This is a genomic window from Thermopolyspora sp. NPDC052614 (assembly GCF_040678635.1).
GTDB lineage: Bacteria > Actinomycetota > Actinomycetes > Streptosporangiales > Streptosporangiaceae > Thermopolyspora.
The window spans coordinates 37461-50288 of the sequence record NZ_JBFATZ010000008.1; the positions used below are offsets into that span (position 1 = coordinate 37461).

Here is a 12828-nt window from a genome sequence, read left to right on the forward strand (position 1 = left end):
CGACGTCGAACGTGCCCGCCGTCGTCCACTCGCCGTCGATCCGCTACCGGACGATGTGATGCCTCAGAGTGCATACCTGATTACACAAAGCGTCCGGGGGTGGGATTGATGTGTCCGAGTCTGTCCGGACGACTGTTGGACACCACGGCGGTGCCGTTTTGCTGCTGCTCACCGGGCCAGACGGCCCTTCCTCGATTCGGAAAGGAGCATCAGCATGCGCATCTCCTTTGGTACGCTCGCCGCCGCCACGCTCGCCGCCGTTACCCTGTCGGCCGCGCCCGCCGCCGCCCACACGGGACAGCAGCAGGCCAGGGTGGTGCCGTGCCCGAGCGGTTACGTGTGCATCTACCCGGACACCACGCAGAACGGGCAGCCGGCCAAGTACTACCGCTATGGCTCGTACAACCTGCGCAACGTGTTCGGGAACCGGCTCATCATCAACAACCAGACGGGCGGGGCCGGGCTGCGGCTCTGCACGGCGTACGGCGGGCAGAACTGCGGTAGCCGCCTGGGGCCCGGGAGCTACGTGGTCAACCTCTCGCCGATCAACTCCATCCTCCTGGAGCCGTAAAGGCTCCGGCCGGGCGGGCAGTTGGGGAGCCCGCCCGGCCCACGCCTGGCTTCCCGCCGGAGAAGCGCCCCGAGGCAGCCACCCGCGTCGGCCCATGTGCGCGCCGTCGCCGTTGCTCCCCGACCAGCTGCCCGTGCGGTGAAGTGAACCCTTTTCAACCTCAAGCTCGCTGGTCAGCAGCGGCATGCGAGGTCTCATCCCCAGCAGGTAAATCAACCAGCAGGCCGAGGAGAAGCGAAAGGCGCGGGACCCGTGGGCACCGCGCCTTTCTTCACATCAGATCACGAATTCGGGCATCTGTCCGGAACAAACTGAAGTCCTTGGCCCGTGAATCCGTCGGGACTGACTGCCTGGGCACCTGCGGCTTCGGCTTGGGCTGCGGCTTGGGCTTGTTCACCACCGGCTTGGCAGGGCCGTCACACGAAACCGAGAAACGGCTCTTCTTGGTGGTCACTTTGCGCGGCGCCAGCACCTGCAGCGCCTGCCAGCCCTTGATGTCCTTTTTGAAAGTGGCCTTCTCCACGATAGCGACGGTCTTGACACCCTTGCCCCTGACGATGCGGGTCTTGACCTTGCTCTTGGAGCCGTCGCCGCGCAACCAGCGGTACGCGAGGGTGGTCTTACCGCTCACCTTGAGTTTCACCTTCGCGGAGAAGGTGACCGTGACCGGACAGGCGCCGTCGTGGCTTTTCGGCGAGGCCACGGGCGTGGTCACCGAAACCTTCGGCTTCGGCTTCGACGGAGCTGTACCTGCCGCCGCGGGAGTGGCCACGAGACCGGTCGTCATGGCGGCAAGCACGGCGACGCGGGCGATCGTCATGTCGGCCAGTACAGTGCATCCCGGCGGGCAGGGTTCGCCGGAATGGCGGGATCAGGTGTGCGGGTGCCTCAGTGTCCGCAGCCGCTCCCGCCGCAGCCGCAGCCTCCCGTGGCGGCGGCCGCGCGCGAGGCGCGGCGGTGGTACAGCCACCACATGCCTCCGGCCGCGGCGATCAGCAGGCCGGCCACGGCCAGCAGCATCTGTTCGGCCAGTGCGGCGCCGGCGCCGATGAGCAGTCCGGCGCCGATGAGCAACGGCAGGGCGCAGCAGGCGGCGCAGGCCGCCACCGCGAGGGTGGCGGTGACCTTGCTGCGCAGCGGCGGCCCGCCTCCGTTCGTGGTTCCTTCGAGGGGCACGCGACCGGAGGCGGGCAAGGCCGTCGTGACGGGCTCGGCGGGCGGGCGGCGGTTGTGATGTCGGTCGTGGTGCGTGTTCACGTCGTCAGTTCTCCTGCGGGCTGCGGCCGGTGGCCAGGTCGGCGAACGGGAGCGGGCAGTCGGGGCAGGTGCAGTCGGTCAGGCTGTCGCAGCCGGCGGCCACCACCGCGGCGAGCGCCCGCCGGATGGTGGTCAGGTCGGCGATTCGCGCGTCCACCTCTGCGATCTTGGCCTGGGCGCGGGCGCGGAGGTCCGGGGTGGGGTGGCCGCGCCTGCCGGTGTCGAGCAGTTCGGCCACCTCGTTCAGGGTGAAGCCGAGCCGCTGGGCGGCCTTGATCACCGTCAGCAGGGTGACGGTCTCGGGTGGGTAGGCGCGGTGCCCGCCGGGGCTGCGAGCGGGCTCGGCGATCAGGCCGCGTCGCTCGTAGTAGCGCAGCGTCTGCAGGTTCACCCCCGCCTGCTCGGCCACCTGGCCGCTGCGCAGATACGGCCCCCCGACGTCCCGGGTCACGCCGGTCGCCCCGCTTCGGTCGCCGCGCTCCCGGTGCCGTCGCCGAGGATCGGGCCGGCCTCGGCCCGGTCGCGTCCGTCCCCAGCTCGGACTGCTGGTTCGGCGGCGTCCACGACGTCGAGCCGGGCCACCGCGGCGGCGCGTGCCTGCAGGGCGTCCAGCACCTCGATGTGCTCCGGCGGCACCGCCACGTCCAGGGTGAGACCGGCGTCGGCGACGGTGAGGACGAAGGTGAAGAACGAGCAGCATTCGTTCTCCCGCGTCGCGAGTTCGGCGGTACGCGCGGCATTCGCCGGGCCGGGACGGAGTTCCAGGCGCAGCCGTGTGCGTTCCGGGCGTGCCATGCCGCTCATCGAGTCGGCGAACAGGCTGTCGAACTCGGCCCTGCGCAGCGGCTGCTCGGCGGTGGGCAGCGTGCACGATCGGGGCACCCACCCCTGGTCACGGGTCATGTCTTTGGCCATGAACCGACGGTAAACCTGTACCTAAGTACCGGATGCAAGCCCGCCGCCCACGCGTGCGCGTGTTGGTTGTGGCAGGGGCTTGCATCGTAACTCTATCTAGATAGATATTGGCGTCATGGCACGCGCACGACGTCCCTCGCCGCAGACCATGGCCGTGCTCGCCGCCCTCGCCGAGGCCGGCGAGGGCTGGAGCCACGGCTACGACCTGTGCCGCGCCCTGGGTTTGAAGGCGGGCACGGTCTACCCGATCCTTATCCGTCTCGCCGAGCGCGGGCAGGTGGAGACCCGCTGGGAGAGCGATCCGCCGCGTGGGCGGCCGGCCCGGCACCTGTATCGCCTCACCGCGGCGGGCGCCGAGCTCGCCCGCGGCCTCGCCGCGTCCACGCGAGCCGGGGAGGCCGCGTCCGTCCCGAGCGCGGCCCGGCTCCAGCCCACGACCACCTGACCCGGCCGCCCGGTTCCGGCCTGTCCTGCCGTTTCCTGCCGTTCGGAGGCCTTCATGCTCGACCTCCTCCCCTTCCTGTTCCTGGTGGTGCTCGTACCGGCGCCGCTGCTCGCGGTCGTGGTGCTCGCGGTCCGGCTGCGCGACGCCGTACGCAGGGGCGGGGTCGGCGGGCTCGCCGCCCGCGGCCGCGTCGTCTGGCGCGGCGGTGCCGGGCGCCCCGTGTGGCCGGCGCTGATCGGCGTGGCCGTCGGCGTCGCGGCGCTCACCGTCGTGCTGGAGCGCTCGTATCTCGTCACGGTCGCGAACGGCCCGCGCTGGGGCTTCGACGTGGCGCTGCTGACGATGGTGCTCGGGCTGCTCGCCGTGGTCGGGTACGCCGGGCTCGCCTGCCTGGCCGCGACGGCCGTCGCCCAGGCCCGCGGGTTCGGGGCCGGGACCGTCGCCGGGCTGCTCGTCGTCGTGGCCGTCGCCGCCGGGGCCGCGTCCGCGCACCTGCCGCTACGCGCCGTCTACCTGGCCGAACCGGGCGCGTTTCCCGCCGTCGGCAATCTCGGCGGCGGTGACCTGCTGGTGCCGTTCGATGTGTTCTTCGCCGGGCTGGTCTGGGCACTGCCGTGGCCCGTGCTCGGAGCCGCGTTCGGCGCCCGCGTCCGGACCACGGGCCGACGGCACGCGGTTCGCGACATGTGGCAGCTTCTGCTCGATCTGGCCACCTCCGATCTGCCGGAGAATCGGTCCGCGTGGGGTGCCGCGCTGCGGGCCGAACTCGCGGCGATCGATGTTCCGGCCGAACGCCGCGGCTTCGCCATGAGCGGGGCGTGGGCGGCGCTGCGGTGTGGGTGGCCACGGGGCGTCTGGGTGGGGGTCGCGGGGGTGGCCGTCCTGGTGGCGGGCGGGTCGTTCGCCGCCTCCCGCTGGTCGCTGGCGCACGATCGGGGTGGGGTGCTCGTCTTCTGGATGGCCGTGCCGAGCGCCCTGCTGTTCGCGGTCGCGCTGGTCACGGCGTGGCGTACCCGGTCCTTCGGCTCAGGACTGCGCGTCGGAGCCGTGGCCGGGCTCGCCGCCCTGGTGGCGGTGCTCGCCGTCGGCGTCCCCGAGGCCGTGGTCTGGGCGCACCGGCAGGCCGGCTACCTGAGCACCGGCGACGCCGTACCGCCGTCGTGGCAGGCGGCGGTCGGCGACGTGCTGCGGCCGGAGTTCCTCGTCGCCATGATCGTTTTCTGGGCGATGAGCGCGGCGGGCGGGGCGGCGCTTGGGTTGGCTTTCGGGCGCCCGCGAGCCGATGTCCCCGGCGGCCTCGCCGCAGAGGGCGGGCGCTGAACGCGACGGACCCGGCCAGGCCCGGCTGCGCGGTGGCGATGCGCGGGGCGTCGTGGCCTGCGAAACGATCTGCTCTCGTAATCTCGTGGGGGGCGGGTGAGATATGTCGGGCTCGGGGGTTGGTGTCGCGGCTCCGGCATCTGCTGGCGGCGGGATGCGGATCAGGTGGACGTACGGGTGGGCGGCGAAGGAAAGCAGATGCGCCTCTGCCGTGGCCGTGGCTCTGGGACGGGTGACCTGCACGTTCTCGCGCTGACCGGGCGAATGTCCTGCACCGGCGGGCGAGGCCCGGCGTTCACCTCACAAGTGGTGGTCACCCCTTGTGCGATCTCTTGTGAAAAAAAGCATCTTAACGAAAATATTGGGAACTCTGTACACAAGCCATTGGACCGTGGCAACATCTCCGGCGTGGGCTCAGATGGCTCACAGATCCCCCGCACTCTCAGGAGATCTCATGCGTACCCGTAGCATCCTTGCCGCCGCCTTCGGCGCCGCCGCTCTGCTGGCCGCCGTCCCGGTCGGAGCGGCGATGGCCGACCCGGGCAGGCCGGCCGGAAACTACCCGAAGCCGACCGCGACCCACTCGCCGACGCCCACCGCCACCAGCGCGCCCAGCGGCACCACCTACACGCTGTGCGTGAACAAGCGCACCGGGAATGTCCGCGTCCCCACTCGCTACAAGCCCTGCTACCGCTTCACCGAGAGCAAGCTGACCCTCCTGTCGGCGGCGGCAGTCGGCAAGCTCACGGGCCCGAAGGGCGACCCCGGTCCGAAGGGCGACCCCGGTCCGAAGGGTGACCCCGGACCTCAGGGCGAGAAGGGGGAGAAGGGCGACAAGGGTGACACCCCGCAGATCAACAGCCTCGAGATCGACCTCGGCAAGATCCTCGGCAAGTACTCCTGCGCCAACATCTCCCAGGACGCCAAGGTCCTGAAGTTCGGGTCCTGCAAGAAGGTCTGATCTTACGATCATCGCAAGGCCGGTTCCGGCGACGGGACCGGCCTTGCGCGTTCCCTCATCTATGAGCGGCTCCCGAGCAACTCGGAACCTAATGATCGGACGTTGGGAGGGATGGCTAACCCCACGGCTAAAGCCGAGAGTCTGCGCCCAAGAATCTGAACCATGTCACGGCCATCATCACCCCCGGCGCCCGGGCGATGGCCGATCCGGACCACGTCGGCCCACGCTCTATCGAATGCCGGCCACCAAACACGGCATCCGCCTACAGGACCCCGACCTCCTATCCCCGTGTGAGATCGCCCAGTGTGACGTGGCCGTTCGTGAGTGCGTCGATCTCCGGGACCCCGAGCAGCTGAAAGATCGGTCAGTTCACGTTCGCCTCCCCGCGCTCGGGTTCCGCCCGCCGTCTCCATGGAACGGCCCTCGGTTACCGGTGGAACGCGATGGAACGCCGGAGGTTGTGGCCCTCCATTCTCATCAGCGAAAGGTGACCCTCATGATCAGAACCCTCGTCTCCACCGACGCCGCGCCGGCCGCGATAGGGCCGTACAGCCAGGCGATCGTCGCCAACGGATTCGTGTTCTGCTCCGGCACACCTGGCATCGACCCCGTCACCGGCGAAGTCGCCGAAGGCATCGAAGCGCAGACAGAACAGGCATTGCGGAACTTGGAGGCCGTGCTGAAGGCGGCAGGGGCGTCGCTGTCCACGCTGGTCAAAACAACGATCTTTTACACCGACGTGGAGGACTTCCCCGTTATCAACGCGATCTACGCCCGGTATATGCCGGATCCCGCCCCCGCACGATCGGCGCCGGCCAACGTCGTCCTGCCCCGCGGCCTACTCATCTCGATCGACGCCATCGCGGTCGTCACGACGTAAGCGGACACCTGCTCGCCCACTACCAGATGAGCATCCACGATGACCCGAAAAGTAATCTCCACGCCCGAGGCTCCGGAGTACCCCACCTACAGCCAGGCGGTGAAGGTCGGAAACACGATCTACGTCGCCGGCACGATCGGGGTCGACGTGAAGACCGGCAAGCTCGCCGGGCACACGATTCAGGAGCAGACGCGCCAGGCGCTGCTCAACTGCCAGGCGATCCTACGCGCCGGGGACGCCGACCTGAGCGACGTCGTCATGGTCCACACCCTGCTCCTGCGTCCCGAGGACGCCGATGGCGTCGTCGAGGTCTTCGACGAGTTCTTCCCCGACGTACGACCGCCGCGCTGCGTGAGCAAGCTGGGTGTCGACCGTCCGGGGATCCTCGTGTCGCTCGCCATGGTGGCCGTGACGGACTGAGCCGTGCGTTCGCCGATACAGGGGCGCCGCTGGGACGGTGGCCGTCCCTGGTGCCCTCCATCGCGTCCATCTCGGCGTGGAGGCGGGCGAGTTCGGCCAGGATCGTAGCGAGACGGTCCTCGGTGCGCTGTTCCTCGGGTGAGACTCCCGAGCGCCGGGACGCAACCGAATTCAGATTCGGCCAAGGGCGGCATTGACACGCCTTCGCATCGTCGCAGCGCGCGGGTCGGACAGCCGCGACAGCAGGTCCGCCGCCTCGATCCAGTACGACCGTGCATCTTCGGTCCTGCCCGCGCCGCTCAGGGCCGTGGCCAGGTTGTCGAGCGCGATGACGAGATTCCAGGTATCGCCCAATTCACGATGGGTTTTCATCGCCTGCAGATGAAACTGTGTGGCTTCCTCCGGCTGCCCCAGTTCCCGGTAGGTCTCACCGGTGCAATCGAGGGCCATGGCCTCGCGACTCCTATCCCCGAGCTTGCGCTGTATCGCAGAAGCGCTTTGCAAGGGGTCAAGAGCCTCGGCGGTCCGCCCGGCGGCACGGAGCACTCGGGCTTGTTCGACCAGCCAGTGAGCGAGCCATACCTGATTGTGGGCGGTGTGGGCGATGTCGAGAGCATCGCCAATGGAGCGGGACGCCTCCGCGAACAGGCCAAGTTCGCGCTGGGCCCTACTCAGAAAGAACAGCGAGTTCCCCTCCTGCGCCCTATCCCCGATCTCCCGCTGAACGATGAGGGCCTGCTCGAGATTGTCCACGGCTTCGGTGAGGCTGCCGAGCTCGTACAGGGCTTCGCCCAGGTTGCTGAGAAGCAGCGCCTCCCATCGACGAGCACCCAGGTCGCGGAAGATTGCGAGGCTCTGCCGGAAGTAGTCGATGGACTTGTCCAGATGCCTGTGGCGCAGACCCAGCAGACCCAACGCGTTCGTGGACACGGCCTCGCCGAATTTGTTGCCGATCTCTCGGCGGATGTTCAACGCCTCAAGGTGGTACGTTTCGGCTTCCGCGAGCCTGCGCGCCTGGAAATGGGCCTTGCCAAGACTCTCCAGAACCTCGGACTCACCGTACCGGTTGTGTACGGCTCTGGCCGCGGCCAGACCGGCGAACCCGGTGATCAACCAATCATCGAAAGCGTTTTGGTGCATATAAATGCTTCGCAGTACTGCCGCGAGTTGCCAGGATATGTCCTCGAACCCGCTCTGCCCGGCGACCACCGTCGCCGCCATGAGGTTCTCCCGCTCGGTCTCGAACCACGTTCTCGCCTCGGCTTCTCCTCCGAATACAGGTGGCGGGGTCACCACAGGCTCGGTCAGTGCGACCGTCCGATTGAAGGGCGCCAGCACGACAAGCGCGGCGTCGGACGCATGCAGGTACCAGGCGAGAACGCGGCGCAATGCCGCCTGCCGGTCGTCTTCTGTTTCCTGATCGCGTACCTGATCTATGGCATACGCGCGGAGAAGGTCGTGCAACTGGTAGCGATCGGGCCCTATCTGCTCCAGCAGATGCGCGGCCACCAGAACATCAAGGAGATGCTTGACGCGTTGTTCCATCCCCAGCAGCGCACCGGCGACGGTGGCCTCGAAAACAGGAGTCGGATGCAGACCCAAGAGCCGGAAGAGGCGAGCCGCCTCTTCCGAGAGCGCGCGATACGACCATGCGAACACGGTGCGAACCGCCTCCGCCTCTTCATCGTCTCCAATGGACAGGGCCTCCCAAAGCGCGGACTCGTCACGCAGATCCTGGATAAGCTCCGATAGCGGCATGAAGGGGCGGCTTGCCGCGCGTTCCGCGGCGATTCTGAGCGCGAGTGGCAGTCGGCCGCACAGCAGCGCCAACTCCCGGAACTGCTCCGCCGTGTCGTTGACGCGGTAGTGGACGGTGACGTTAGCCAGCAACTCGATGGCGTCCGTTTCCGGCAGGATGTTTAGGATCAGGCGCCGCCCACCGTCTCTGACGACAAGACCGGAGAGTCGGTTGCGACTCGTTACTATCGTCAGGCAACTCGCCGTCCCGGGCAGCAGCGGACGTACCTGGTTACTGTTAGCGGCATTATCAAGGACCAACAGGACTCGCCGGTCGGCGAGATGGGAGCGGAACAGCGCCGCGCGCTCCTCCGCGTCGTGCGGAATCTCGGCCGGCGGGACGCCGAGCGCACGTAAGAATCGGTCAAGCGCCTGTTCCGGCGTCACGAGGATGCCCGGGTCGTAGCCCTTGAGGTTGATATATAGCTGGCCATCCGGGAAGTCGCGTCGTACACGATGGGCCCAGTGCAGCGCCAGGGCCGTCTTACCTACCCCAGCCGTTCCGGTGATGACGACCAGGGATTCGTGCGCCTGGCCTGCCAACAGACCATCGAGTTGTCCAAGTTCCTCCCGGCGATTGCTGAAATTGCGGATGTCGGCAGGTAGTTGTCGGGGAGGGTCATTGCCCGCCGGTCGCCGCTGGTGGAAATGCACTCCCCCATGAACATCCCTGGCCTGGACAAACTCGGAAGATCTGAGCTGCTCGGCGCGATTGAGATGCTGAGGCGATTCGTCACGATCATCACGAGTCATGATTTTTGTTGAAGCTCAAGGTCCCGTAGGGGGGTCCAGATGCACGACACATCGGGCCATGAACTCGTCCAGCGGCTCCCCTGACTCATAAAGACGTTCGATGAACTGTTGGCACTCAATGATCAGCGCCTTGTCGGTGAATCGGTTCGCGGCGGCCAGCACACCGTCCTCGTCGTAGACCGCCTCGTACATCACGGCCGTGCCCAGCGTGTAGATCTCCGGCAGCGGCCCCCGCTTCTCGTACGGTGCGACTTCCGCGACGTCGACCACCCTCGTCAGCCCGCCGAACTCATGGCGCAGGGCCAGCAGGTGTAGTTCCCACTGGAGATACGGGCTTATCGGCTTCTCGACGATTCGGACCCGGCGATTGATGAACCCCTGCTCCGCAATGCGTTGGTAGTACCGGCTGAAGTCGTCCCGCTTCTCGTGAATGATCCTGATGGCGCCGTCCCAGTCACCTGCCGCGAACGCGACCCAGCTCGGCTCGAAAGGCTCTTTGAAGACCTGCTGCCGCTCCAGCTTCCAGAAGCCCGGCGCGCCGGTCTCCCAGAAGTTCTTCTCGAAGTCCGGCCAATAGTCCACCAGTTCGAGTCGCTCCGGAACGGCATCGGAAAAGGCGTCAAGCATCAGGAATGTCCTGTTTGGCTGCGAGGATGGCGGCGCGCGGAATGACGACCAGGCTCTCACCCGGGTCAATGGACACGCCTACGGGCAACCGGTCCCGATAGCTCGCAGTGAGATCCTGCCCTATGACGGCGACATCTCCGTTGCCGAGTTCCCAGATGTCCGGACAGCTTCCGTCCCCGGAGGTGTCACCCCGCTCGTGTGGTGATTTGCCCCAGCGCCGCACCAGTTCGGCAGCGGGGTCCGCTTCCCACTTGACGCCTGCCAACAGAACCTCCCGGTCGTCTGACGCGATGTGCCTAGAATAACTCTGCAACGGCCGGTCGACGAGGATGCGAAATTCGGGAAGCCCGGAAAGCCCATAAGTGAAACGGCTGATAGGGTGAGAACTAAACCATCGTCGATGCGACTGTGGGGGTGGGACTTGCCGACCAGGCATTAGATTGCGCTTTTCAGAGCAATCCGGCACCTGGCGGCAAGTATCAAACCTCGGCCGGGTTGGTCAGCGCCGGACGGATCCCGAGACCCGGGCGGTGCCGGTCGGGTCGATGATGGAGACGCTCGCCTGATCGTTCTTCAGTCCGGACAGCACGAGGGTTCCGCCGCGGCATCCCCGGCCCCCGATGTCGCTCATGCTCAAGGAGATCTGTTGCTCGGTGAGGCTCGCCCGGGTGAGCCGGGCGGTGCAGCGCTGACCGAAACCCCAGCTCATGGTGGCGGTGTCGGTGCCCTGGACGGACGCCTCGGTGAGGCTGATTTTGATCGGGATCGCGGGGCCTCCGCTCGGGCGGCGAACGGTTCCGGTCCACTCACCGGCGAAGGTGGGTTTCGGCTCCGGCTCCGGAGGCGGGGACGCGGAGGGTTCCGGGGTGGGCGGTGGTGGTGGCGGCGGTGGCGGTGCAGGGGTGGATGAGGGCGTTGTCTCCGGCGGCGCGGATGAGGGGGAAGGCTCTGGCGCGGACGTGGCGGAGGGGCCGGGCACGGCCGTGGCGGGGACCGTGGTCCCGGCGACCGTCTCCGGACGCTTCACGGGCCGGGTCCGCACGACGGGGGGCGTCGCCCGATGGGGTGTCGGTACGGCTGGCGCGGACGTGGCCGCCGGGCCGATTGGGACGGCGGGTTCCGTAGGCCACAGTGCCACGATCACGGCCGTCAGGCTCGTTAGCATCGCCGTCCCGAGCGCTACGGCCACGTACGCTCTGCGGCGGGCGCTGTCTCCCGCCTCCCCGCCGGGCGGGGCGGTGGCGTGTTGCGGGTCGGAGTCGCGCCGCGGGGCGGTGGCGTGTTGCGGGTCGGAGTCGCGCCGCGGGGCGGTGGCGACGGAGCCGAGGCCGGACTTGCGTCCCGGCTCGGTTGGATCGGAGTGGACGTCGGAGACCCGCCCGGAGCCGGTCTGCTCGGCCTCCGGTCCTGGGGGCTCGTCATCCGGACGCGAGGTGGAGTCCTCCTCCGCGACGACGGGCACGGAGACCTGCTCGCCGCCGTCCGGCGGTGCCGGGGAGTCGGACGCGGCTACCGGGCGCGGTGAGGGCGAGGAATCGGCGATCGGGTGTGCCGGTGAGTCCGGCATGGCGATTGGGCGCGCCGGAGAGTCCGGCACGGCGATCGGGCGGCCCGGGACGGACCCGGTCTGCGTGCCCGTTCGCAGGGCCTGCAGCACGTCGTCGGCCGTGGGCCGGGCCGCCGGATCCTTGCCGAGGCAGGCGGTCACCAGGTCGAGCAACTGGCCGGTGAGGCCGTCCAGGTCGGGCTGGCCGTACAGGATGCGGCCCAGCACGGCCGGATAGCTTTCGGCTCCGAAGGCCACCCTGCCCGTCGCGGCGAAGGCGATGGTGGCGCCCCAGCCGAACATGTCGGTGGCCGGGACGATCGTCTCTCCGGCGATCTGCTCTGGGGCCATGTACGCGGGCGTGCCGATGATGATTTGGCTCGTGGTGGCGGTGTTCTCCAGCAGGCGGGCGATGCCGAAGTCGATGACGCGGAGCCCGTCCACGCCGAGTAGCACGTTCTGCGGCTTGAAATCGCGGTGGATGACGCCCGCCTGATGGATCGCGGCCAGCGCGGTGGCGGTGCCGACGGCGATCCGGTCGAGTGCGCCGCCCGACCGGGGCCCCTCCCGCATCACGTAATCCTGGAGCGAAATGCCGTCGATGTATTCGGACACGATGTACGGATGGTCGCCGTCGACGTCGGCGTCGAGAATGCGGGCCGTACAAAATGGCGCGACGCGGCGCGCCGCCTCGATTTCGCCGCGAAAACGTCGTCGGGCGGTTTCGTTCGCGGCGGTTCGCGCGGTGAGCAATTTGATCGCCACCTGGGTGCCCGAGGCATCCTCGGCGAGGTAGACGATCCCCTGCCCGCCGCTGCCGATTCGCCCGGTCAGCCGGTATGGACCGATATGGCGGGGGTCCGCGGCCTCGAGCGGGCCCGGTCGTGGCATCGCGACTCCTGCGGGACGGTGAACGCCTCATCTTTATCACGCCGCCGTTCATTTCCCCGGCCTGATCAGCGAACCGTCTGAAACGCCGGATCTGTCCGTGCCCCAATTAATCGGATTTTCGCAAATAAAGGGAGAAATATCGCTGGCGTTCCTCTGTCGTCACCGCTCGGCCATCCCGAAGCGGATGCGGGCCACCCCGGTCGGGGCGGCCTCGATCAGCCAGGCGTACGCGCCGAGCCCGATCGTCGGACCAGGAGTTCTGCTGTCGGCGGGATCAGGTAGGGCTGATCGGGTTCGGCGATGACCGTACCGTCCGGTGGGTGCGGCTACCCGTTTCGACCTGGTTTCGGCAGCCAAATCGCGGGCCGGTCGGCTTCCGGACGCGGTGACCGACCGGGGCGACACCACAGGCCGGTGTACGGCGCGAGGATGGCCTGCTGCGACA

14 protein-coding genes are annotated in these 12828 nt (G+C 68.1%); 6 read left to right on the forward strand and 8 right to left on the reverse strand.

Annotation, left to right across the window (positions count from 1 at the left end):
• Positions 1-214 precede the first annotated feature (214 nt).
• The gene (locus AB0K60_RS18665; RefSeq protein WP_364055934.1) at positions 215-571 is read left to right on the forward strand and encodes a hypothetical protein; all 357 of its coding nucleotides are present in this window, start codon (positions 215-217) and stop codon (positions 569-571) included.
• 271 nt (positions 572-842) lie between these two features.
• On the opposite strand, the gene AB0K60_RS18670 is transcribed toward AB0K60_RS18665, so the two are convergent.
• The 4 genes from AB0K60_RS18670 to AB0K60_RS18685 form a co-directional block, all read right to left on the reverse strand.
• Positions 843-1391, reverse strand: a complete 549-nt coding sequence (locus tag AB0K60_RS18670; protein ID WP_364055937.1) for a hypothetical protein — start codon at positions 1389-1391, stop codon at positions 843-845.
• 68 nt (positions 1392-1459) lie between these two features.
• Positions 1460-1828: a hypothetical protein gene (locus tag AB0K60_RS18675; RefSeq protein WP_364055940.1), complete on the reverse strand. Its 369-nt coding sequence runs from the start codon at positions 1826-1828 to the stop codon at positions 1460-1462.
• A gap of 4 nt (positions 1829-1832) precedes the next feature.
• Positions 1833-2279 carry a MerR family transcriptional regulator gene (locus AB0K60_RS18680; RefSeq protein WP_364055943.1) on the reverse strand — a complete coding sequence of 149 codons (447 nt, stop codon included), beginning with the start codon at positions 2277-2279 and terminating at the stop codon, positions 1833-1835.
• Positions 2276-2743 (reverse strand): hypothetical protein, encoded by a 468-nt coding sequence (locus AB0K60_RS18685; RefSeq protein WP_364055946.1) that lies wholly within the window; start codon positions 2741-2743, stop codon positions 2276-2278. The genes AB0K60_RS18680 and AB0K60_RS18685 overlap by 4 nt, the downstream gene beginning before the upstream one ends.
• A 115-nt stretch (positions 2744-2858) precedes the next feature.
• Between AB0K60_RS18685 and AB0K60_RS18690 the strand changes: the two genes are divergently transcribed.
• The 5 genes from AB0K60_RS18690 (at position 2859) to AB0K60_RS18710 (ending at position 6769) form a co-directional block, all read left to right on the forward strand.
• Complete coding sequence (locus AB0K60_RS18690) at positions 2859-3188, forward strand: PadR family transcriptional regulator (protein ID WP_364055949.1); 330 nt, start codon at positions 2859-2861, stop codon at positions 3186-3188.
• A gap of 54 nt (positions 3189-3242) precedes the next feature.
• Positions 3243-4508, forward strand: a complete 1266-nt coding sequence (locus AB0K60_RS18695; protein WP_364055952.1) for a hypothetical protein — start codon at positions 3243-3245, stop codon at positions 4506-4508.
• 454 nt (positions 4509-4962) lie between these two features.
• Positions 4963-5469, forward strand: a complete 507-nt coding sequence (locus tag AB0K60_RS18700) for a hypothetical protein (RefSeq protein ID WP_364055955.1) — start codon at positions 4963-4965, stop codon at positions 5467-5469.
• Positions 5470-5704: 235 nt separating this feature from the next.
• Positions 5705-6349 carry a Rid family detoxifying hydrolase gene (locus tag AB0K60_RS18705; protein ID WP_364055958.1) on the forward strand — a complete coding sequence of 215 codons (645 nt, stop codon included), beginning with the start codon at positions 5705-5707 and terminating at the stop codon, positions 6347-6349.
• A 39-nt stretch (positions 6350-6388) separates the two neighbouring features.
• A complete protein-coding gene (locus tag AB0K60_RS18710; protein ID WP_364055961.1) occupies positions 6389-6769 on the forward strand; it encodes a RidA family protein in 381 nt (126 codons plus the stop codon).
• A 171-nt stretch (positions 6770-6940) separates the two neighbouring features.
• Here the strand turns inward: AB0K60_RS18710 and AB0K60_RS18715 are convergent, their stop codons facing one another.
• The 4 genes from AB0K60_RS18715 to AB0K60_RS18730 all read right to left on the reverse strand — a co-directional run bounded on the left by AB0K60_RS18715 (position 6941) and on the right by AB0K60_RS18730 (position 12383).
• Positions 6941-9319, reverse strand: a complete 2379-nt coding sequence (locus tag AB0K60_RS18715; RefSeq protein ID WP_364055964.1) for a tetratricopeptide repeat protein — start codon at positions 9317-9319, stop codon at positions 6941-6943.
• A gap of 15 nt (positions 9320-9334) precedes the next feature.
• Complete coding sequence (locus tag AB0K60_RS18720) at positions 9335-9946, reverse strand: DUF6879 family protein (RefSeq protein ID WP_364055967.1); 612 nt, start codon at positions 9944-9946, stop codon at positions 9335-9337.
• Positions 9939-10211, reverse strand: a complete 273-nt coding sequence (locus AB0K60_RS18725; RefSeq protein ID WP_364055970.1) for a hypothetical protein — start codon at positions 10209-10211, stop codon at positions 9939-9941. Before AB0K60_RS18725 ends, AB0K60_RS18720 begins: the two co-directional genes overlap by 8 nt.
• 234 nt (positions 10212-10445) lie before the next feature.
• On the reverse strand, positions 10446-12383 hold the full coding sequence (locus AB0K60_RS18730) for a protein kinase (protein ID WP_364055973.1): 1938 nt from the start codon (positions 12381-12383) through the stop codon (positions 10446-10448).
• Positions 12384-12828 lie beyond the last annotated feature (445 nt).

Bases quoted from the DNA above. Each gene is read 5' to 3' on its own strand.
- AB0K60_RS18720 (WP_364055967.1), bottom strand. From the start codon at position 9,946: ATGCTTGACGCCTTTTCCGATGCCGTTCCGGAGCGACTCGAACTGGTG.
- AB0K60_RS18700 (WP_364055955.1), top strand. From the start codon at position 4,963: ATGCGTACCCGTAGCATCCTTGCCGCCGCCTTCGGCGCCGCCGCTCTG.
- AB0K60_RS18715 (WP_364055964.1), bottom strand. From the start codon at position 9,319: ATGACTCGTGATGATCGTGACGAATCGCCTCAGCATCTCAATCGCGCC.
- AB0K60_RS18730 (WP_364055973.1), bottom strand. From the start codon at position 12,383: ATGCCACGACCGGGCCCGCTCGAGGCCGCGGACCCCCGCCATATCGGT.
- AB0K60_RS18705 (WP_364055958.1), top strand. From the start codon at position 5,705: ATGCCGGCCACCAAACACGGCATCCGCCTACAGGACCCCGACCTCCTA.
- AB0K60_RS18695 (WP_364055952.1), top strand. From the start codon at position 3,243: ATGCTCGACCTCCTCCCCTTCCTGTTCCTGGTGGTGCTCGTACCGGCG.
- AB0K60_RS18685 (WP_364055946.1), bottom strand. From the start codon at position 2,743: ATGGCCAAAGACATGACCCGTGACCAGGGGTGGGTGCCCCGATCGTGC.
- AB0K60_RS18710 (WP_364055961.1), top strand. From the start codon at position 6,389: ATGACCCGAAAAGTAATCTCCACGCCCGAGGCTCCGGAGTACCCCACC.
- AB0K60_RS18690 (WP_364055949.1), top strand. From the start codon at position 2,859: ATGGCACGCGCACGACGTCCCTCGCCGCAGACCATGGCCGTGCTCGCC.
- AB0K60_RS18670 (WP_364055937.1), bottom strand. From the start codon at position 1,391: ATGACGATCGCCCGCGTCGCCGTGCTTGCCGCCATGACGACCGGTCTC.
- AB0K60_RS18665 (WP_364055934.1), top strand. From the start codon at position 215: ATGCGCATCTCCTTTGGTACGCTCGCCGCCGCCACGCTCGCCGCCGTT.